Annotated in this window: 23 protein-coding genes; 9 read left to right on the top strand and 14 right to left on the bottom strand. The window is 43.5% G+C overall.

Going from position 1 to position 20,690, the window contains the following annotated elements; all coding sequences use genetic code 11:
* The first annotated feature begins 252 nt into the window (after nucleotides 1–252).
* From PAHA3_RS08610 to PAHA3_RS08600, 3 genes are all read left to right on the top strand, one after another.
* On the top strand, nucleotides 253–570 hold the full coding sequence (locus PAHA3_RS08610; RefSeq protein WP_062834360.1) for a winged helix-turn-helix transcriptional regulator: 318 nt from the start codon (nucleotides 253–255) through the stop codon (nucleotides 568–570).
* Nucleotides 571–716: 146 nt separating this feature from the next.
* The gene (locus PAHA3_RS08605) at nucleotides 717–1,598 is read left to right on the top strand and encodes an SDR family oxidoreductase (RefSeq protein WP_062834359.1); all 882 of its coding nucleotides are present in this window, start codon (nucleotides 717–719) and stop codon (nucleotides 1,596–1,598) included.
* Nucleotides 1,599–1,855: 257 nt separating this feature from the next.
* Complete coding sequence (locus PAHA3_RS08600) at nucleotides 1,856–2,836, top strand: aldo/keto reductase (RefSeq protein WP_062834358.1); 981 nt, start codon at nucleotides 1,856–1,858, stop codon at nucleotides 2,834–2,836.
* Nucleotides 2,837–2,908: 72 nt separating this feature from the next.
* Here the strand turns inward: PAHA3_RS08600 and PAHA3_RS08595 are convergent, their stop codons facing one another.
* The 3 genes from PAHA3_RS08595 to PAHA3_RS08585 form a co-directional block, all read right to left on the bottom strand.
* Complete coding sequence (locus PAHA3_RS08595; RefSeq protein WP_062834357.1) at nucleotides 2,909–3,280, bottom strand: iron chaperone; 372 nt, start codon at nucleotides 3,278–3,280, stop codon at nucleotides 2,909–2,911.
* Nucleotides 3,281–3,408: 128 nt separating this feature from the next.
* A complete protein-coding gene (locus PAHA3_RS08590; RefSeq protein WP_062834356.1) occupies nucleotides 3,409–3,882 on the bottom strand; it encodes an HIT family protein in 474 nt (157 codons plus the stop codon).
* A 183-nt stretch (nucleotides 3,883–4,065) separates the two neighbouring features.
* Complete coding sequence (locus PAHA3_RS08585) at nucleotides 4,066–5,106, bottom strand: NAD(P)-dependent alcohol dehydrogenase (RefSeq protein ID WP_062834355.1); 1,041 nt, start codon at nucleotides 5,104–5,106, stop codon at nucleotides 4,066–4,068.
* A 193-nt stretch (nucleotides 5,107–5,299) separates the two neighbouring features.
* Here PAHA3_RS08585 and PAHA3_RS08580 point away from each other — a divergent pair, with 193 nt between their 5' ends.
* Nucleotides 5,300–5,713, top strand: a complete 414-nt coding sequence (locus tag PAHA3_RS08580) for a MerR family transcriptional regulator (protein WP_062834354.1) — start codon at nucleotides 5,300–5,302, stop codon at nucleotides 5,711–5,713.
* Between the two features lie 100 nt (nucleotides 5,714–5,813).
* Here the strand turns inward: PAHA3_RS08580 and PAHA3_RS08575 are convergent, their stop codons facing one another.
* Nucleotides 5,814–6,392, bottom strand: coding sequence for a TetR/AcrR family transcriptional regulator (locus PAHA3_RS08575; RefSeq protein WP_062834353.1), 579 nt, complete (start codon nucleotides 6,390–6,392; stop codon nucleotides 5,814–5,816).
* 291 nt (nucleotides 6,393–6,683) lie between these two features.
* Here PAHA3_RS08575 and PAHA3_RS08570 point away from each other — a divergent pair, with 291 nt between their 5' ends.
* Nucleotides 6,684–7,607, top strand: coding sequence for an AraC family transcriptional regulator (locus tag PAHA3_RS08570; RefSeq protein ID WP_062834352.1), 924 nt, complete (start codon nucleotides 6,684–6,686; stop codon nucleotides 7,605–7,607).
* 139 nt (nucleotides 7,608–7,746) lie between these two features.
* On the opposite strand, the gene PAHA3_RS08565 is transcribed toward PAHA3_RS08570, so the two are convergent.
* The 5 genes from PAHA3_RS08565 to PAHA3_RS08545 all read right to left on the bottom strand — a co-directional run bounded on the left by PAHA3_RS08565 (nucleotide 7,747) and on the right by PAHA3_RS08545 (nucleotide 11,695).
* Nucleotides 7,747–8,769 carry an NADH:flavin oxidoreductase/NADH oxidase gene (locus tag PAHA3_RS08565; RefSeq protein ID WP_062834351.1) on the bottom strand — a complete coding sequence of 341 codons (1,023 nt, stop codon included), beginning with the start codon at nucleotides 8,767–8,769 and terminating at the stop codon, nucleotides 7,747–7,749.
* Between the two features lie 87 nt (nucleotides 8,770–8,856).
* Nucleotides 8,857–9,222 (bottom strand): rhodanese-like domain-containing protein, encoded by a 366-nt coding sequence (locus PAHA3_RS08560; protein ID WP_062834350.1) that lies wholly within the window; start codon nucleotides 9,220–9,222, stop codon nucleotides 8,857–8,859.
* A 50-nt stretch (nucleotides 9,223–9,272) separates the two neighbouring features.
* Nucleotides 9,273–9,917, bottom strand: coding sequence for an SDR family oxidoreductase (locus PAHA3_RS08555; protein WP_062834349.1), 645 nt, complete (start codon nucleotides 9,915–9,917; stop codon nucleotides 9,273–9,275).
* Between the two features lie 137 nt (nucleotides 9,918–10,054).
* Nucleotides 10,055–10,480 (bottom strand): MarR family winged helix-turn-helix transcriptional regulator, encoded by a 426-nt coding sequence (locus tag PAHA3_RS08550; RefSeq protein ID WP_062834348.1) that lies wholly within the window; start codon nucleotides 10,478–10,480, stop codon nucleotides 10,055–10,057.
* Between the two features lie 186 nt (nucleotides 10,481–10,666).
* Nucleotides 10,667–11,695 carry an ABC transporter substrate-binding protein gene (locus PAHA3_RS08545; RefSeq protein WP_062834347.1) on the bottom strand — a complete coding sequence of 343 codons (1,029 nt, stop codon included), beginning with the start codon at nucleotides 11,693–11,695 and terminating at the stop codon, nucleotides 10,667–10,669.
* Nucleotides 11,696–11,905: 210 nt separating this feature from the next.
* On the opposite strand from PAHA3_RS08545, the gene PAHA3_RS08540 reads away from it, so the two are divergent.
* Entirely contained in the window at nucleotides 11,906–12,718 is an 813-nt protein-coding gene (locus PAHA3_RS08540; RefSeq protein ID WP_062834346.1) for an undecaprenyl-diphosphate phosphatase, read from the top strand.
* Between the two features lie 85 nt (nucleotides 12,719–12,803).
* Here PAHA3_RS08540 and PAHA3_RS08535 read toward each other — a convergent pair whose 3' ends face one another.
* The gene (locus PAHA3_RS08535; protein WP_062834345.1) at nucleotides 12,804–13,982 is read right to left on the bottom strand and encodes an MFS transporter; all 1,179 of its coding nucleotides are present in this window, start codon (nucleotides 13,980–13,982) and stop codon (nucleotides 12,804–12,806) included.
* A 145-nt stretch (nucleotides 13,983–14,127) separates the two neighbouring features.
* A complete protein-coding gene (locus tag PAHA3_RS08530) occupies nucleotides 14,128–14,985 on the bottom strand; it encodes an arginase family protein (protein WP_062834344.1) in 858 nt (285 codons plus the stop codon).
* 105 nt (nucleotides 14,986–15,090) lie between these two features.
* Here PAHA3_RS08530 and PAHA3_RS08525 point away from each other — a divergent pair, with 105 nt between their 5' ends.
* Nucleotides 15,091–15,456, top strand: a complete 366-nt coding sequence (locus tag PAHA3_RS08525; RefSeq protein ID WP_062836027.1) for a winged helix-turn-helix transcriptional regulator — start codon at nucleotides 15,091–15,093, stop codon at nucleotides 15,454–15,456.
* A gap of 130 nt (nucleotides 15,457–15,586) precedes the next feature.
* Here PAHA3_RS08525 and PAHA3_RS08520 read toward each other — a convergent pair whose 3' ends face one another.
* Nucleotides 15,587–16,057, bottom strand: coding sequence for a GNAT family N-acetyltransferase (locus tag PAHA3_RS08520; protein WP_062834343.1), 471 nt, complete (start codon nucleotides 16,055–16,057; stop codon nucleotides 15,587–15,589).
* A 205-nt stretch (nucleotides 16,058–16,262) separates the two neighbouring features.
* On the opposite strand from PAHA3_RS08520, the gene PAHA3_RS08515 reads away from it, so the two are divergent.
* A complete protein-coding gene (locus PAHA3_RS08515) occupies nucleotides 16,263–16,922 on the top strand; it encodes an MBL fold metallo-hydrolase (RefSeq protein ID WP_062834342.1) in 660 nt (219 codons plus the stop codon).
* A gap of 57 nt (nucleotides 16,923–16,979) precedes the next feature.
* On the opposite strand, the gene PAHA3_RS08510 is transcribed toward PAHA3_RS08515, so the two are convergent.
* Together PAHA3_RS08510 and PAHA3_RS30385 are read right to left on the bottom strand one after the other, a co-directional pair.
* Nucleotides 16,980–17,603, bottom strand: coding sequence for a hypothetical protein (locus PAHA3_RS08510; protein WP_062834341.1), 624 nt, complete (start codon nucleotides 17,601–17,603; stop codon nucleotides 16,980–16,982).
* Nucleotides 17,604–17,619: 16 nt separating this feature from the next.
* Nucleotides 17,620–17,967: a DUF3888 domain-containing protein gene (locus PAHA3_RS30385; protein WP_268801813.1), complete on the bottom strand. Its 348-nt coding sequence runs from the start codon at nucleotides 17,965–17,967 to the stop codon at nucleotides 17,620–17,622.
* 318 nt (nucleotides 17,968–18,285) lie between these two features.
* Between PAHA3_RS30385 and metE the strand changes: the two genes are divergently transcribed.
* Nucleotides 18,286–20,580 (top strand): 5-methyltetrahydropteroyltriglutamate--homocysteine S-methyltransferase, encoded by a 2,295-nt coding sequence (gene metE, locus PAHA3_RS08500; RefSeq protein ID WP_062834339.1) that lies wholly within the window; start codon nucleotides 18,286–18,288, stop codon nucleotides 20,578–20,580.
* The last annotated feature ends 110 nt before the right edge of the window (nucleotides 20,581–20,690 follow it).

Below are 20,690 nucleotides of genomic sequence, written 5' to 3'. Positions count from 1 at the left end.
AAATGTCAATTGCGCTATAGATTATATCATGGCTTTTTTTCACGTTCAATGCTTTTTTTCTTCTCTGTCTGAATTGAACAATAAATTATATCGAATAAGATGTCCTTTGAGCTACACTTGGGGCATCTTTTTTTATGTCCTGGGCATGGCTCATACCTTGAATGCGCTGTAAGCTATACACCCTTTTATAAATTCGATAAAATGAACAAAACATGAAACATGAGTTGATGCTTTTGGGAGGGATACATAAATATGAATATAGAACCTGTGGAGGACCGGTGTCCTGTTGAGTTTGCAGTAAGTATGATTGGTGGAAAATGGAAGCTATTAATTATAAACCGACTCATCCGCCATTCAACAATTCGATTCAATGAATTGCAGAAAATGCTTGACCCCATTACGCATCGTACGTTAACCAGGCAACTACGAGAACTTGAAGAAGCCGGTTTGATAAACCGTGTTACTCACCCTGTAGTTCCGCCTAAAGTCGAATATTCCCTGACAGAAAAAGGACAAAGTCTGACTTCGATCTTGTTTCAGTTAGGTGATTGGGGAGCGAAACATATGTAATACGCCTTCCCATAGTATCTCAAGGGATACTTTATATCATTAATGTGCGTACTTACGCTCCTATTCTAAATCCGTTATGCTGAGGTCAATGCTGAGTGCTAACTCATCCATTCCAATCACATATTGAAAGGAAGTTATCGACCACTATGACACAGAATGATCGATTTTTAGTATATGGAGCATCGGGCTCCCAAGGCGGAGCTGTCGCTCAATTACTCGTTCAAAACGGTTGTGAGGTTCGCACAATCACTCGAAATGAGGAAACAGCCAAAACACTAAAGGAACAAAACATTGAAGCTTTCATCGGGGATTTATCAGATGTGGAACAGCTCCATGCGGCGCATGAAGGTGTAAGTAAAGTATTCCTAAACCTGCCGGTGGAGTTCAATTCGGATAAGATCAGACAATATACCAAAAATGCAATTGATGCTGCTATACAGGCAAACGTTAAATTAATTGTAGTTAACACCGGTACCTATGTTCCTGAACCTATCACCCATTCCAAGGGAATTGAATTGAAACGTGAAGTTATCCATGAATTGCAGCAAAGTGGTCTTCCATATATCATTGTGGAACCCATTGTATACTTGGAAAACTTCCTGATTCCTGGAATACTGAACAATGGCGTTTTGGCCTACCCTGTACCATCAGACAAGCCCATCTCCTGGATTAGCTTAAATGATGCTGCTCAATTCCACTATTATGCCCTGACTCATTCGGAATTGGCAGGAAGCATCATCCCAGCACCCGGATTAGAAGCCCTGACAGGTGCACAATTAGCGGAACAATTCAGTGCTGTATTAGGTGAAGAGATCAGCTTCATGTCTCTACCTTTTGATCATTTTGAAGCAGCGATTCAGCCTTTGTTGGGAAGTGAGACAGCAGCAGGTCTTAAAGGATTGTACCAATGGATCGATGGGCATACCGATCTTCTTCCACGGTATGAAGAGTTGGAGGATAACATCAAAGCCAATCTTAAATTAACCAAGATAAGTGATTGGATTCATCAAACAATGATTAAACAATAATTTTAATTGGAAATTCCCTCTCGCCTGCTATTCATGAACAAGCCATTTGAATCTCCAATGGAGAAACGAATGGCTTGTTCTTTTATATAAGAACTTCAATAGACTCAACTGATTCAGATTCAGAGATTGTGATAGGATTAGGCAAAAGTTTGATAGAAATGTGGTACAGGTTAGTTCATTGGTTATGACATAATAATGTGTAAATAGATCACCATACAGGTGGTAATAATAAACATTAGAAAGGATTTGAACATAACATGGAATATACTAAACTTGGTAACACAGGCTTGGACGTATCTCGATTTTGCCTGGGATGTATGGGATTTGGGGATGCCAGTAAATGGGTTCATGAATGGGTACTGAATGAAGAAGACTCTCGTCCCGTGATCAAAAAAGCGTTGGATCTAGGCATTAATTTCTTCGATACAGCCAATATATACTCTCTGGGTACGAGCGAGGAGTATCTTGGTCGGGCGTTAAAGGATTACGCGAATCGGGATGAGGTTGTGATTGCAACCAAAGTACACGGACAAATGCATCAAGGACCCAACGGTTCTGGCCTTTCCAGAAAAGCCATCCTGAGTGAGATCGATAAAAGCCTGAAACGATTGGAAACCGATTATGTGGATCTGTATATTATTCATCGTTGGGACTACAATACGCCTATTGAAGAAACCATGGAAGCCTTACATGATGTAGTGAAGTCCGGTAAAGTAAGATATATTGGGGCTTCAGCCATGTTCGCTTGGCAGTTCCAAAAAGCATTGCATGTAGCAGAGAAAAATGGTTGGACCAAGTTTGTCTCCATGCAAAACCACTTGAACCTCATCTACCGTGAAGAGGAACGAGAAATGTTGCCTTTATGCAAGGAAGAAAAGATAGGTGTCACTCCCTACAGTCCTCTTGCTTCAGGCAGGTTAACCCGTGACTGGTCCGTATCGACACTGCGATCCGAGACAGACCAAATTCAGAAATCCAAGTACAACGCGACAAGCGATGCAGATCGACTTGTTGTTGAGCGAGTTGCATCCATTGCAGAAAAATACGGTGTCCCTCGCACACACATTGCACTTGCGTGGTTGCTACAAAAAGACACTGTAGCGTCTCCAATTATCGGTGCCACCAAATTATCGCATCTGGAAGATGCGGTAGGCGCTCTTTCCGTTAAGTTGACTTCAGAAGATGTTACATTCCTTGAAGAGCCCTATGTACCTCACCCTGTTGTAGGTGCTCAATAATCGCTTGTGCTTAAAATATAGAAGACCCCCTTTCCGCACTCGGAAGTTGGGGGTCTTCTTTTTATATCGCATTTATTTGCGCCAAAACGTTGAACATTCTGCCTTGTCCGCTATATTAAACTCAATCATTCGCTCAAGTAACGAAAAATCAATTTCCTGTTTCCACTTCATCCGCACCAACTCTTTAGTGTGATCATACCCCGCCTGCGTGATCTCTTCCGAAAAACGATTAATTCCTGCCTTCTCGGGAGCAACGGCCAAATGTTGCTTGGATACACTAAAGCCAATGATAAAGGTCTCATGATCGGTAAACATCGGTTGATTCCAGGCTATTTTTTGCTTTAAATTCGGGAATTTTTCAGTGATCCAGTTCAAAACTTCTTCCGTTCGTGCCTGGTGTTCCGGATTATCGATGCGTGCTATAAATTCTGCAAAGGTCTCCATTGTTTCCCCCTATATCATGAGATATACTATTTAATTTTGCCACATTCAAACTCATTTTATCATGAATATCAAATTCAAAAACCCTTATCTACCGATAACTCAACAAAAAATAAGTGTCTAGCTAGACTTTAAATGTTTTCCTTTATCCAAGAACGCAACTGATCAGCATAGAAGGCGCGTTCATCTGGATCGGACTGGGAACCATTTGTCAGATACAGTTGATCATTCACGTATCTAGGGTAAACATGCAGATGATAATGCCACACGTCTTGATTGCCAGCAGGTTCATTATGTTGCCGTGTAGAAATCCCATCACATCCATATGTACTTTTCATTGCAAATGCTGTAAGCTGAGCCGCGCGGTGGATTTCAACAGCGTACTCCTCTGGGAGTTCAAAGATGTTCTCGAAATGTTGATTAGGAATTATAAGAACATGTCCTTTATTGTTTGGCCACCATTTGCCTGCTATAAATGCCGTTACCTTTTCATTCTGATAGATGATATCCCTTTGTTTTGTTCCCTCATCAGGTCGCTCGATACCCCAAATCCGACAAAATGGACATTCGTACCCTTCGGGCTGATGTGAAAATGATGCTGTCATCTTTCTCACCCCACTCCTTTCACGTTTTCTTCAAGTTATTAGACGGTGGTATTTTCTGTTCGTTGCGATAAGAAGGTGGGTTATAGCCTCCTCTTCAATGAACAAAACAGAAAAGCAGCTTACCTTATCGGAAGCTGCTTTCTTCTATTTTTAACTATCACTATCCATAATCACACTTCACAATTACATGGTGCTGTTATCGATAACAAAGCGATATTTTACGTCGGAAGCCAATACACGTTTGTAAGCTTCGTCAATCTGGTCAGCGGAGATAACCTCAATGTTAGGAGCAATATTATGTTCTGCACAGAAATCGAGCATTTCCTGCGTCTCACGGATGCCACCAATCATGGAACCTGCGAATGAACGGCGATGGCCGATAAGAGAAAATACGTTTACGGCTAGTGGCTCAGCAGGAGCACCCACGTTCACGAGTGTACCATCAAGTGTGAGCAGTGAGAAATAAGCGTTAATATCAATATTCGCACTTACTGTGTTGATCATCAGATCAAATGTGCCTGCAAGTTTCTCGAATGTTTCCGGTTCGCTTGTGGCAAAGTAGTGATCTGCACCAAATTGCAGTCCATCTTCTTTTTTGCTCAAGGATTGGGAGAGAACCGTTACTTCCGCACCCATCGCATGTGCGATTTTGACAGCCATATGACCTAGACCACCCATACCTACAACGGCAACCTTCTTACCTGGGCCAGCTCCCCAGTGATGAAGTGGTGAATACGTCGTAATACCGGCACACAGCAAAGGTGCAGCAGCATCAAGTGCAATGTTATCAGGGATGCGAACGACGAAATCCTCTACGACAACAATATGAGTTGAATATCCACCTTGCGTATGCTCACCGTATTTGTCTACTCCAGCGTAAGTTTGAATATTTCCTTTGAGACAGTATTGCTCTTCACCTTTGCGACAGTTAACACATTCACCACAAGAGTCCACCATACATCCGACCCCTACTCGGTCACCGACCTTATATTTGGAGACTCCAGTTCCTACATCGGTTACAATGCCGGCAATCTCGTGTCCAGGAACGAGTGGATAATTCACAGGACCCCATTCACCGTGGGCAGTATGGATGTCAGAATGGCAGATACCCGCATATTTAATCTCAATTAATACATCATTGGTATCCAGATCACGTCGTTTAATTTCAGCACTTTTGAATTGTTGGTCTGGTCCGTCAACGGCTCTGGCTTTAGCTATAATCAATGGGATAACCTCCTAGTAATTTAAAGTTCAAAGTTATCTTACCCCCTCTAGTTAACTCTAGGTCAAATGTTTATCTTATTTTTTTTATCTTCGCTGCACTTTGACATGCAGTTATACAGCATGGTAGAATTCACTCGGATCAATCCTAGAGTTAACTCGAAGTCTACCCCATGTAGAAAGGAATTCATTCTAAATGACCTATTCAATCGGTGAAGTTGCCAAAAAATTAGACCTTACGGTATATACATTGCGTTATTACGATAAGGAAGGACTTATGCCTTTTGTGGAACGTACCACGAGCGGAACACGCCTGTTCAAAGACTCCGACATTGATTTTCTAAAGATCATTCAATGCCTGAAGCTGACTGGGATGCCTATCAAAGACATTAAGGACTTCATTGAATGGTGCTCTGAAGGAGACTCCACGCTGAAGCAAAGATATGACATGTTTACGGAGCGAAAAGCGATTGTGGAAGCACAAATGGAGGAATTAAGAAGAACCATGGAAGTTATTGAGCACAAATGCTCCTACTACGAAACGGCTTTGGAAGCTGGAACCGAAGAGATTCACAAAATTAAACCGATAGAAAATGCCATCACCAATTGATGGCTTATGCTTTTTTATTCTAAAAAATTGGCGCACAAAAAAGCAGCTTGAAGTCCACTGACGGATTTCAAGCTGCTTTTTTGTGGTACTTCTCTGCTCATCATTTCTCCAAAAGTTTTATCGATACATCGATAATCCGGTTTAATTTTTCTTTATCCATCGAAGTTCTTCCCATTGCTCTTATGCCGACGGAAATGTTGTGCAGGTATTCTGCCATTTCCTTTGCATCATGGTCTGAAGCGAATTCTCCGTCCCGCTGTCCCCATTGGATAATCTGCTCGAACATCCGCTCTGTGTCGTTAAAGGATTCAAGAGATCGGGTATCTACATCCGAATCACGTGTGCCCAGCTCTACCGCCGAGTTTACGATCAGGCAACCCGATGGTGTATCCTCTGCTTCACTGATCATAATTTCGAAAATTTTATGCAGTGCTTCCATTGCCGTCTTGGACGCTTTGATTTCTGCGAGTAATGTGGCGCTGATCTTCCCTTTATAACGATCCATAGCCTGCAAAAACAGCGTATGTTTATCGTCGAACGTATCATATATACTTCTGCGATGAATGCCCATATGCTCAACCAGGTCACTCATCGACGTCTTCTCGTAACCTTGTTCCCAGAAGATCTTCATTGCTTTATCCAATACCTCGTTCACTTCAAACTCTTTACTTCTAGCCATTCGACTTCCCTCCCAAAATCAATCTAACACATTGGGAACGATCAGTAAATAAAATGTACAGAGATACCTCTTTTCCTTCTTATCTGATCATGTATTAGCTAATCCGTAAGTGTATAACTTGTGTACTTATTGTATATCATGACCTGTGTACTTGTGAATATGCGCCAGCAATCACCATGTCTTATCCATTCACATCAAATGTTTGCCTATTCCTATCCGTTTCCTACCGCATAGAGTCTAAATACGATAGAATGTAACTTATTATGTTGTGTCGAAAAAGGAGAACTATGTATGTCTGATCGAATTCATGAACATCAGGTCGAATTAGCCAGACGCATTGACCGTTATTCCAACATGGATGGAGTACACTCAACTGCGATCCCTTCATTATTTCTAATCCGTGAATCGATTGTTACTGAACCTATATTTAGAGTGAATGAACCTTCCTTCTGCATTATCGTTCAGGGCGAGAAAGAGGTCCTGCTGGGACAGGATCGTTTCCGATATGGTCCAGGAAGTTATATCGTGGCAACCGTTGACTTGCCGGTTAGTGGACAAGTGATTCAAGCCTCGTCTGAGGCTCCCTATCTGGCCCTGAAGCTTGAATTCACATCCAGTGAGATTCTGGAGGTATTGAACCATTCCGATTTCCCAGCAAGACCGCGGCAAAATACGCGACGTGCGATGTTTGTCAGCCAAGCTGAGCCGTCTCTGCTCGATGCAGTCGTCAGGTTAGCCCGTTTGTTGGAAGAACAGTCAGAAGATATTCCACTACTCGCTCCTTTGTTCAAAAAGGAAATTCTCTATAAAGTTCTGAAGGGACCCCATGGGATTGCCCTGGAGCAAGCTACCATGGAGGGCAGCCACACCTATCGCATCAGAGACGTTATCGAATATATTATGAATCACTCTGATCAAAATTTTCGGGTTGAGGATCTGGCGGATTTGGCGAATATGAGTACTGCTTCGCTGCACAGACACTTTAAAGAAGTGACCGCCATGAGTCCTATTCAGTTTCAAAAACAACTGAGACTGCAAGAAGCTCGGCGCTTGTTATTATCCAAGTCCACCGATGCAGCAGATGTAGCATTTCAGGTAGGTTACGAGAGTCCTTCCCAATTCAGTCGTGAATATTCTCGCATGTTCGGATATCCGCCCAGAGAAGATATTAAACGCTTGAGAGGCAGAGCCGATGAAACGACTACCATCTCTTGACTGGTTACTGGTTAATATCGTTCCTTTACCTCATCTAGTTTAACCACAAAAAGGACTCCTTCTGTTTTATCAGAGGAGTCCTTTCTTATTCATGTATTAATGAAGATCGTTAAATCATTAACATAAAATTGTTAATAAATTAAAAACCAGTCGTATATTGTTTTGGAACGTCCGTTACCTTACGCAAAGCAGACGCAGCTTCCAAGGCCCAGTAAGGATTTCTTAACAGACCTCTGCCCACTGCAACGAGATCAGCTTCTTCATTTCCGATGACTGCGTTCGCCAACGTAGGATCATCGAGTCTTCCAACAGCAATCACGGGCACATCAAGAGCCTCTTTGATTGCTTTAGCGAGAGGCACTTGATATGCCGCGTGAGTTCCTGGTCTGCCCCATGCAGCAATAGGTCCCTCACCGCCAGATGAGATGTCAAATACGTCAACGCCTGCCTCTTGATATGCTTTGGCAAACTCGGAACTTTCGTTAATTCCATAGCCACCTTCTACATATTCTTTTGCGGAGATACGCATCAACAAAGGCATGTCTTTGGGCATCTCTGCCTTCGCAGCCTGAATGATCTCCCGGCCAAATAACGTTAAATCTTGACCATATTCGTCTTCGCGCTTGTTCGTTAGTGGAGAGTGGAATTGATGAATCAAATAACCATGTGCACCATGAATCTCAATCGCATCAAATCCCGCTTTTACAGCACGAGCTATAGCACTCCGGAATTTTTCAACCAACCCTTTAACTTCATCCGTTGTGAGCGCTCTTGGTTGCTTGGAATTCTCATCAAAGGCGATCGCGGACGGAGCTACTGGAACTTCAGCATCTTCTGCTTTGCGGCCCGCATGAGCAATCTGGATACCCACCTTGGCACCATAACTGTGACACGCATCGACGATCCGCTTCAGAGCCGGGATCTGTTCATCCGACCATAGTCCAAGATCAAAGTCTGAAATGCGGCCATCCGGCTCCACATCTGTCATTTCAATGATGATGAGACCTGTTCCTCCCACAGCACGACTAACGTAGTGCATGTAATGCCAATCTGTTGCTATACCATCTTTTTGATCTACTGAATATTGACACATTGGAGCCATTACAACCCGGTTTTTAAGCTCTAAACCTTTAAAAGAATATGGACTAAACAAATCTGTCATCAAAATAAACTCCCCTTTTCATATAGCAAACTAATTATAATGCATGCGCAAGCATCAAAGTTTCGATAAATAATATTCCTGTATATTTCATGAAATCACATCAACCTTGTACTTCATCACATAAAGACATTTAAACCCACGCTTTCGCAATATACGTGCAGCCTTTTTGGATTGGAGTACACCAGGAGACATAATAATAACGTTATCTTCTCGTAGAAGGTATTTTTCCCATGTAAAAGCAAGACGTCCCAGTGAGATGTTAATGGTATCCGGAGTAGGATCAGCCAAATAATCTGTTGCATCTCGGATATCAATCACCTTATATTGCCGAAAATCACTCTGTTGTCTGAGAAATTCTTGATAATCTATATGTTTAAGATTAGCTAGCGGCCAAAATGGACGAACAGCGATGTAAAAAACTAATATGAAGGACAAAAGCATGAATCCCATCATTTATAGTCCTCTCTTAACTCTACTGATATTGTAAAATCTTTCATTCTGGATCAGAGTCTACTCAGTGCCTCAGGCATTGCAATCTCACCAGCGATTAGATCAAATGAACGATTATAGGTATTCTTCTCACTCAAACTTGCCATAATCACCTGAGCTACGTCTTCACGAGCAATGTTACCGGATGTGATATTCTCAGCAGCAGATATTTTCCCGGTTCCTGGTTCATTCTTCAAAATCCCTGGACGGATAATCGTGTAGGTTAATCCGCTGAGTTCCAACACTTTGTCAGCATAATGCTTCGCTGCATAGTACGGCAGGATGTTATCATGCCAGTTTACACGGTTATTGGCCTGGATTGCACTGACCATGATAAATCGATCAATATCTGCTTTTTGAGCCGCTTCAATGGTTTTCCCGGCACCATCCAGATCAATCAGAAGTGTTTTGTCATGCCCCGTTGTACCGCCAGATCCGGCTGCAAATACGATTGCATCACAACCCATTGCAGCATTTGCAATCGAATCAACCGTACCTTCCAAGTCGGCAAGCACCGCTTCCACACCCTGTGCTGACAATTTGTCTGCCTGCTCTTGTTTTCGTACCATGGCAAGTACGGTGTGCTCTTCACTATTCTTCAGAAGCTGGATAAGCTGTTGACCAATTTGTCCATTAGATCCCACGACGAACACCTTCATATTGAATGCCTCCTTATAAATAAATCACCGCATCTACAATAAAAGCATGCGCATGCATTTAATTTAACGGATATATGAATGAGTGTCAAGTCTTCCTATAGGGTAAATTAATACATTACCCTATATTCACCCTAGCCTTAGAACAATTCTTTCGTGAGGTTCTCTAATCGAGTCTCAAATCCATCCTGTTCCAATTCGGTTTGCAAGACCTGATTAAACGTTTGAATTGCTTTCTTGTATTTATTCTCTCCAAGCTCTGTAATACGAGTGTAAATGCCACGCCGATCATCTTCACAAGTATGTCTTTCCAGAGCCCCACAATCTTTGGCTTCCATCCTTACGACAAGCCTGGATGTAGCACTTTGGCTCAACCCCACCAGTTCTTGTAGTTGCTGTAGGCGTAATTCCTTACCCTCGGCATTAAATATAAAGTTTAAAACATAAAATTCCTTCAAAGATAAGTTATATTCTTGAAGAAGGGCTTGTTCCAACTTCTCGTTCAGATGGGTATGAATGTTAGACAAAGACAACCATACATTCAAACGTTCACTTTTTTGTTGCAAGCTAAATCACCCCACTTGATTTTAAATATTCGTCTACCGTTATCTTATTGTATCAAGCTTAATTAAATTGGTCAAAATCCATCCATAATCGACCTATATAAAATAACTCACTCATAAAAAAGAGCATTTCCCCGTCTTGTAACGACGTTTGGAAATGCTCCGTACTACCATCTATGCAGTCCTATATTACTTCGCCGAAAGCAGGCTATCGGAAATAAACTGCAGCTGACCTTCCAACGTTAACGGATCGTTATACGAATCTGAAGTTGGATCAAGCTGGAACACATGATTTGCCTTCACCGCAGGCAAGTTCTTCCATAATGCATTATCATACACGATCTTGGGATCGGTTGTATCTCCGGACCACGGGCTGGTAAAGATGATATCACCCGAATACTCCGGTAATAGTTCCATGGAGATCGAAGCCCATCCAGTTCCGCTGTCAATTGCTTCAGCTTGGGCCTTGGCTGGTGCTTTGAGACCAAACTCCCCGTAAATAATTTCACCGCCTCGACCATAGTTATGACCGAATACATATAATCCTTTGGCATACGGATTCAGGATGGAAACCGTGCGATCGCCTACAGCTTCCTGAACCTGAGGCTTCAGTTCATTGATCTTCGCTTCCCATTTCGCATTCCAAGCTTTAGCTGCGTCTTCTCTATTGGTGAGCTTACCCATCTCGAGCATGAGATCCTTGAAATCGCGCTTACCAAATGTAATCTGTACGACAGGTGCAATCTGCTCCAGCTTATCGATGCCCTCTGTGCCAGTGTACACGATAAAGAGATCGGGTTTTAAGCTGATTAGCTTTTCTGGGGTAGGCTCTTCACCCAGATCGCTGGTGCCTGCTGCTGCAAGTTGGTCCTTGATATACTTGTTGTTCATCGCTCCGGATAAAGCGCCGACTACCGGTGCATCCAAGGCAACAAAGTACCCTGTCGAGAATGATGTCAAATCAATAATACGTTTTGGATTTTTGGGCACCTGTACTTCGCCTGCATCCGATTGATATGTAACGAGTTCCTCTTCGCCGGTTGCCACTTCATCAGCGGAAGAAGCTGAATCCGAGTCCGTCTTGGTTCCTGTCTCAGCAGCTGCACTCGTGTTGTCCCCGGTTGTACTATTCGTCGTGGCAGCCTGACCACATGCACTAAGTACTAGAATCAATATGAGTGCCATCATGATCCATATTGGTTTTCTCTGTTTACGCAAAATAAACCCACCTCTTTGTTGATATTGATAATCGTTATCAACGATATCATGCTATGCAGGATTTGACAAGCTATGTTTATTTCTCCCCCTCTATGAACTCTAACTTGCAAGTCACCGAGTTAAACAGCTATCATCAATAGAGTAAACCATTCACTTTTTCTAAAAAAGAGAGTATTAAAAAGCCAATGAAACGTATTCAAGGAGGAAAACATGGAAGAGATTATATTGTGGTTAAAGTATTTGTTTTTAGGTATTGTTCAAGGTGCAACGGAGCCGATTCCCGTCTCCTCGAGCGGTCATCTGATCATCGCCCAGAAACTGATGGGCATCAAGCAGAATGGATTGTCATTTGAGATTTTAACAAACACAGCATCACTTATCGCTATTATTTTTATTTTCCGGGAAGATATCAAAAAGTTGATTATTGGTGCATTGGGTTACCTGCGTACTCGTAAAGAAGAATATCGAGCTGACTTCATGTTTTGCTTATACATAATTATTGGTACGATCCCTGCTGCTGTCGTTGCGGTCCTGTTCAAGGACCGGATTGAAGAAATTTTCTCGTCCGTATATACCGTTTCCATCGCGTTATTAATCACCGGGGTTGCCTTGTGGCTTATTCGTAATCTTCGTGGGCGCAAGCAAGACGGTGATCTGTCTACGAAAGATGCACTGTTGGTAGGTCTGGCTCAGGCGGTCGCTCTTATTCCGGGCATTAGCCGCTCAGGGGCAACTGTAATTGCGTCCATCGCTGTCGGCATGAAACAGGAAACCGCTTTGAAGTTCTCCTTTATGCTGTACATTCCCATAAGTATCGGTGGACTCATTATGGGTGTATCCGACATCGCCAATGATCCGAATCGATCACAGCTGGCGATCCCTTATCTGATTGCATTCATCACGACGCTCTTCGTCACCTATTTCTCCATGAGATGGTTTATGGGCATTATGGCCAAAGGCAATCTGAAATACTTTTCGTATTACTGTTTTGTAGCAGGTACATTGTTACTGATCTTCTTATAAAAAAGTTCACACACCAAAAGGAACAACCAGCCATGGTTGTTCCTTTGTTGTATAGTGGCAGAGCCTAAATGACCCATAGCAAGAGCTAGATGGTCAGACGCGTAGCCTTATTGCTCCTGTTAACCAGCTCTGTAGCAGCGAACATGACACTGAACAGAATCAGCAGGATCAGGGGTACCATGGACATTCCCCATTGGCTGGCTAGGAGTCCCATACCTAACGGGATCAGTGTTGAACCTGTATAGGCACTGGCCATTTCAAGTCCAATTACACTTGGGGATGCTTTCTCTCCGAAGCGTTCCGGTGTCGCATGAACGATACTTGGATAGATCGGTGCTCCCCCCAATCCCACGATAAATAAAGCCCCTGCGGCAATCCAATAAGGAATCGGCATAACCAGGAGAACCAATCCAAAGCAGCCAACGATTCCACCATATCTGATGAGATTTTTGCTGGATACATGAGTCGATAGAAAACCTGAGATTACGCGACCCAAGATAATGCCAATGAAAAATAGGGAGGATAGTGCTGCGGCAGTACCAGGAGAAACGCCTTTGCTTCCGATGAAGAATGAAGCCATCCACAGACCGGCTGCAGTTTCGGAGCCATTGTAACAAAGCATGGCCAGCATCGACATTTTCACGCCTGGGATACGTATAGCCTCACGGTTGCTTACCCGTTTCTTCTCATCGCCTGACTCCTCTACTCTTCCCTTCTCGAAGATCTTCCACAGAGACAACGTTGACAATAAGATCACCGCAATCCCAAGCAAAATCAACCCTACAGTAACATATCCCGCACGCCAGTTGTTAGCTTGATTCAGCCAATATGCCATAACGAGTGGGCCTGTCACTGCGCCAATTCCCCAGAAACAATGCAACCAGTTCATATGCTTGGCCTTGAAATGCAATGCTACATAATTACTTAGTGCCGCATCCACCGAACCTGCACCCAGACCGAGAGGGATCGCCAGAATCAGCAAAAACACAAAATTCTCAGAGATCGAGAACCCCAACAGCGCGATCGTTGTTGAGAGAATGCTGAATAATGTGACTTTACCTGTTCCGAATCGGTGTAACAATCGGCTGGCTAGGAGACTGGACACGACTGTACTAAATGAAATAATTAACGATATGTAACCTGCCATTTCCGTTGTCGCATGTATATCGTTTTTCATAACGGACCAGGCACTGCCAAGTAAAGCATCTGGCAATCCCAGCCCTATAAATGCGAGATAGATAATAATTAACAATAACGTGACCATCTGGGTGTACTCTCCTCAGTTTGTTTAATTTCTGATTCTCGTCGAACCACCCATATAATAATATTGATATGTCTATCTGTAATCTTCCTATATTTTGACTCCTTATATCAGTATTCTGATATATTCTGGCGACTTATAACCTATATCATTGGTTCAGGATAGGTATTTCTCCCAGCAAATTTTTCAAGTTAATGGCATCCCACGGCATATGTTCAGTTATCCCTAATCCCACTACATCTGTTTCTTCAGACAGTTCTTTGATCAGTTGAAGCAAATGAGGTAATTGCATGGTTCCCGCTGGTGAAAACACATAAGGTTCCCCTGGTTTGGCGAATAACAGTGAACGGAACATGTTGGGATCAAGCACATCCAGATCAAGATGAATTGCCAGATGTTTGATACCAGTCTCTTTAATCCACTTCTTAATCGAATCCATGTCATGGGTTAATTCTTCAGTTCCAGCCGTTCGGATACCCAATCTTTGAATCACTTCGTTTTCCTGTTGCGTGGGGGTCGTCAACCCGGCCATGAAGATATTTTCAGGCTTCAAATGGACTTTCACATGTTTGGCAAACTCCGGATCTCCTTCTCCAAGAAGATTACCGAGCGGCAATGTATGACCATTGTCATAACCCGCGTATTTAACCAAGTCACCGTGTGCATCAATCCATATCAAACCAAGTTCTCCGCCATATCGTTCATTCAAATAGGCAAATGGGGCTTGTTCAACCAAACAGTCACCGCCAAACATGACAATGCGATCAGGCTGGTGAGCTTGAATAATATGCTGGGCAGCCTGCAATTGCTGAAGTAGCTGTGCTCTGCCTTTTATCCCATTCTCACTTACCAGAGATGTTCCATCATAAGCCTTAACAGGAACATGAATGAGAGGTTGATCATTGTCAGGTGCAAGCCATGCAAGCAGCTCCGCTCCAAAAGAGTAGTTAGGATTATCCCCACCTTGCCATTGTGGCATAAGCAGACGTATTGTTTTTTGAGTCATCGTAAATCTCCTTTACTTCAAAGTAAGGTTAGTATAAACTGAGCCCAAACAAATAAATAGTACGGTCTTTTAGGATAGGTACTACCCGGAAGGATAGTGTGAATGATGAGTATGGCTGAATACCACGGTAAAGTTAAAAACATTCAAGATACCCCTTTTGGATACACGTTGTCCGTTATTGGTGGCAAATGGAAAATGGTGATTATGTACCTTCTGGCAGAAAACCCACCAGTCCGCTTCAATGAGCTAAAAAGGCAGATCGGCGCCATCACGTATAAAACATTGAGCTCACAGCTCAAAGAATTGGAAGCAGATGGTATGGTGGAACGGAAAGAGTACCCCCAAGTCCCTCCTAAAGTCGAGTACCGTCTGACAGCCAAAGCTGAGACGCTATTGCCCGTTTTGGAAGGACTATGCGAATGGGGTGTTCAACATCAAGACCCTTCGATCATTCATTCCGCAAAGAATTAAAATCTTGGGTCTATTCCTATAGAGAAATTGGATAAGTTAAAACGTAAAAAAGTCGCCCATAGGCGACTTTTCTTGTATCTTATACTCCTCTTCCCATTCAGTGAATAGAAGCTGTGATTCGTTCGCAGAGTTATACTTTTTCATGCACCAAGTCTTTCTGGTAGGCCAACACTCTGTCCCAATCGCCACTGAAAATAGGGATTCGATAATACCCTACACGCTCATACAGCGCGGCTGCTTCTGGCTGCAGTGGACCTGTTTGCAGTTTGAGATTGGTGTAACCAAGTTCGCTTGCAAGACGGTCCGCCTCGGCCAAAATAGCCTGCGCAATCCCCTTACGGCGGTAGCCACTGCGAGTATACATGCGTTTAACCTCAACGGATGTTTCATCAAGGGGTCTAAGTGCTCCGCAACCAACCGGATACCCGTCGATTCTGGCAACGATAAAGGCCGCCCGTGGCACTTCAACGTCTGATAGTTGAAATCCCGCTGTTCCATCACCGCCATATAACAAACCGAGTTCTTCGCTCAACTCCTTGATCAATTGCAGTGAATCCTCGCTTCGAATATCTTCAGCTGCTGCATGCACGATATGTGTCATCCCACATACCCCCTTTATCTTATTGGACTTATTGGTTTTATTGATATATATAAATTATCATTCCCAACAGCAAGCGTCAATTCTCTCATACATTGAATATTTCTATAATTACCCGAGCGTATCTTATTGCCGTCTTTATTCGTTTACATAAGAAATGTAATGAGAAACGATAGATATGAAGTTCAACTCTTGGAGGTCTGATACGATGGAAATTTCAAAAGGAATAGAAATGCTTCAGCTTGATTTTGAAGGGAATATAATTCACCCTGTTCTGATATGGGATGAAGAAATGGTTGTGTTAATTGATACCGGATTCCCTGGACAATATGACGATTTGCGTATCGCACTCGAAAAGATTGGTGTGCCGATCAGCCAACTTAAAGCAGTGATTTTGACACATCAGGATGTGGACCATATCGGGTGTCTTCCCGAGATTTTGAAAGAGTGTGGCTCACAAGTCAAGATATATGCGCATGAGCTGGATAAGCCATATATTGAGGGACAGCTCCCTCTTCTCAAAGATGGTCACCTTGAGCATCCTCCAAAGGGCAAAGTAGATGAAACGGTAATCGATGGTCAGGAACTGCCGTTTTGCGGTGGTATTCGTGTTATTCATACACCTGGTCATACGCCAGGACATATTAGTCTTTATTTGATGGGTAGCAAGACGCTCATCGCTGGAGATTCAATGTACAGTGTGGACGGCATACTTGGCGGCGTTCATGGCCCTACCACACTCGATATCGAGACTGCTCGTTGCTCTTTGAAAAAGTATATGGAACTCGACATTTCATCTGTGATTTGTTACCACGGCGGACGAAGTCATATGAATGTGAATGAACAGATTTCAGGGCTATTTAAATGACAGAACAACCTTCCGATCGCTGTTAGCCACTACAATTCTCTATCCTTGTGCATGGTTTTATTGTTTTGCAAACTGTAAAATGGCTGTAGCCGCACGAATTCGCAGCTCTTCTTCTTCACTGTGTAACGCTTCTCTTAGCACATGGAGAGCTGTTTGAATCGTGGCTTCATCTACCCTCGTTGAGGGTGGGTTGGTTGCTTCAGCCGCTACGCTGACTGCAAGTCCGCGATCCAGCTGTGCTTGTGATATGGGATACTCAAACTTCGCAAGGATGGATGAGTCATTTTGTAGTGCCTGCACTTTGTCATTCAGCTCAGGGAGAGGAATACGACCCAACCATGTAACTCCGCGACGGTGACAGATCAAGTCGTTTTCTGTGCCAGCGGAATCGTCGTAATAATAATCCCCGATATCCCCAACATACGTCCATTCATCATCGCTAATTAATATATAATCTCCATCCTGCATGAGATTAACAAACATATGTAGTGTCGCAAGTGTGCTCGCCAATTCCGACTCATCCAAGCTATCGTTCTGAACCAGCTGTTCCTTCCATAGCTCAGGGGGCGTGTGCCCCAGATCCCCTGTACCTGACCAAGCGATTCCAATGTAATTATCCTCCAGAAATGATGCTACTCTGTTGATTCCGTGCACGTTGGACTGAATATGATACAGATTCATGCGTACCGCCTTCCTTTCAATCATTCGTATGAACGTAGTTCACCATTGTAACATTAGTGGGGTCTATTTCAAACGTAATGATCTCTTTCCCATATGGCGGATTATGTGGACCATAGAAAGTTCTGACTTCCAGAACGGTTCGAAAGTTATAACCACCTTGTGTACGCCTTTTAAGTTCCAACACGTGAATGTCATATAGCCCATAGCTAGGGACCGGTTTATGATTTTCCTGATAATAGCTGGTAATCTCACGGGCAATGTATGAATTGAGCATCGTAAGTGCTATTGCCTTATAGTCGTTCTCCTGTACGCTCTCAGGATCTGCATATGTAACATCTGTGTGTAGGGAAACACTATTTATCATTAATATTATAGCTGCAAGTATTAAGAGAAAAAATCGTTTTTGAAATACCATACTCATCCACCTTTTTACTTTTTATTATCCCGAGTGAATGCAAAAGCATACAAAATATGATTATGATCTATTATTTATCCTAAGCTGAGTTGGAAGGTTATTCTGTCATCGGAGTGGTAAGTGTACATACTCGTTAGTTCAACTTATATAGCGTGCACCCTTCGCTATAGCCTAAGGCTATAACTAGGTATAATTTAATGGAATTACTTTATAACTCCGGATCTGTGATAAATTTTGTGTAACATAAAAGCAGAGGGGTTTTAAGCGATGACGAAAAGTAGTGTATTGGGATATCCGCGTATTGGTGCTGATCGGGAATGGAAGAAAGCGTTGGAAGCGTTCTGGGCAGGTAAGCTGGAGGAAAACGAATTTCATGCACGTCTGCAGGAGATCCGCATCGATCATTTGCGCAAACAACAAGCCAAAGGCATCGACATCATTCCGGTGAATGATTTCAGCTATTATGATCACATCCTGGATACGGCTGTGATGTTCGGCATTATTCCTAAACGATTTGCTTATGATGGTGGTTCCGTTCCGTTGTCCGTATATTATGGTATTGCCCGGGGAACGAAAGATGCCGCAGCAAGCGAAATGACGAAATGGTTCAACACCAACTACCACTACATTGTACCTGAACTGGACGGGGCTTCCCCAACTCTGACGGAGAACAAACCACTTCTCGCTTATCGTGAAGCAAAAGAAAAACTTGGTATTGAAGGAAAACCGGTTATTGTTGGACCGCTAACTTTCCTGAAGCTCTCCAAAGGCTATGATAAATCCGAGACGGACGCTTGGTTGGACCGCTTGCTTCCACTCTACACTCAATTGCTTCAGGAACTTGCGAGCGAAGGCGTTCAATGGGTGCAGATCGACGAGCCTATTCTGGTAACCAAATTAAGAAATGAAGACGTACAGCGTCTGAATAAAATATATAAAACATTTGCCACAGCCGTTCCAGGCCTGAATATCATGCTGCAAACGTACTTTGAATCTGTCGAAAACTACAACGATATTGTTGCACTGCCAGTTCAAGGTGTAGGACTTGATTTTGTACACGGACTCTCTGGTAACACACAATCTATTCGGACATCCGGTTTCCCGGCAGACAAAGTGCTCGGAGCAGGTATTATTGATGGACGTGGGATCTGGAAAGCTTCCCTTCAAACAAAACTGAATTTGCTGAATGAATTGACTGAGTTCGTGACGCCTGAACGTATTATCGTGCAATCGTCCTGCAGTCTGCTGCATGTGCCAGTTACAACTGAACGTGAGGCAAAACTTACATCTGAACTGAAGAATGCTCTTGCATTTGCAGATGAAAAGCTGGATGAGATTGTTCTTTTGACTACTGCCTTATCTTCACCAAGTGCAGAGATTACCGCTAAGATTAACGAAGCAGAGCTTCCTCTTCAGGCGCTTCAACAATCCGAAGACCGGAACCGCACCGCTGTACAGAAAGCCGTTGCTTCCATCAGTGTTCAACAGCCGGAGCGCTCCCGTCCTTTTGCCGAGCGTCATGTAGCACAACAAGCCAAATGGCAATTGCCACTCTTCCCGACGACAACGATTGGTAGTTTCCCGCAATCTGCTGAAGTCAGAAAAGCACGTCAATTGTGGCGTAAGGGCGAATTAAATAACGAACAGTATGCTGCCTTTATCCGTGAGCAGATTGATATCTGGATTAAGCTTCAGGAAGAGATCGGAATTGACGTATTGGTTCATGGTGAGTTTGAGCGTACCGACATGGTTGAATTCTTTGGCGAGAAACTGGCCGGCTTTGCCTTTACACAGTTTGGCTGGGTACAATCGTACGGTTCACGTTGCGTGAAGCCACCTATTATCTTCGGCGATGTTGCGTTTACTGGTGAAATGACGGTTGAAGAAACGAAATATGCCCAATCGCAGACAGAGCGCCCTGTCAAAGGCATGCTGACTGGCCCGATTACCATCATGAACTGGTCATTCGTACGCGAAGACATTGCTCGTGAGCAGATTGCTTATCAATTGGCGTATGCGTTGAGACAGGAAGTCGAAGCACTTGAACAGGCAGGCATTGGCATGATCCAGGTGGATGAGCCAGCTGTTCGTGAAGGGCTTCCGCTGAAGGAAAATGAACAAGCCGATTATCTGGCCTGGGCAGTTAAAGCGTTCCGTATCTCTACTTGCACAGTGCACGAAACGACTCAAATTCATACACATATGTGCTATTGCGAATTCCATGACATGATTGATTCCATCGAAGCTATGGATGCAGATGTCATTTCCATTGAGACATCCCGTAGTCACGGTGAACTGATTCATAGCTTTGAAGAAAATACGTATGAGCTTGGGATCGGTCTTGGCGTATATGATATCCATAGCCCACGAGTTCCAAGTGTGGATGAAATGAGCAGCATGATTGAACGTGCCCTGCGTGTTCTTGATCCGAAGCTGTTCTGGATTAACCCAGACTGCGGATTGAAAACCCGTGGACAGGAAGAAACGGTTGCTTCCCTGCGCAACATGGTTGATGCAACTAGAATCGCCCGTGCCAATCACGCTTCAACTGCTGTATTGTAATCGGCTGCGAAGCAGCATAGCTTCAAAGAAAAGCCGGACCCCCCTAGGTTTAAGGGGTGTCCGGCTTTTTATGTGGTTACTTTATATGGTTACTTTTAACGTACATTCAT

Source organism: Paenibacillus amylolyticus (assembly GCF_001570725.1).
GTDB classification, from domain to species: Bacteria; Bacillota; Bacilli; order Paenibacillales; family Paenibacillaceae; genus Paenibacillus; species Paenibacillus amylolyticus_A.
The sequence above is the reverse complement of the archived record's forward strand: the minus strand, read 5'-3'. Positions and strand labels throughout refer to the sequence as shown.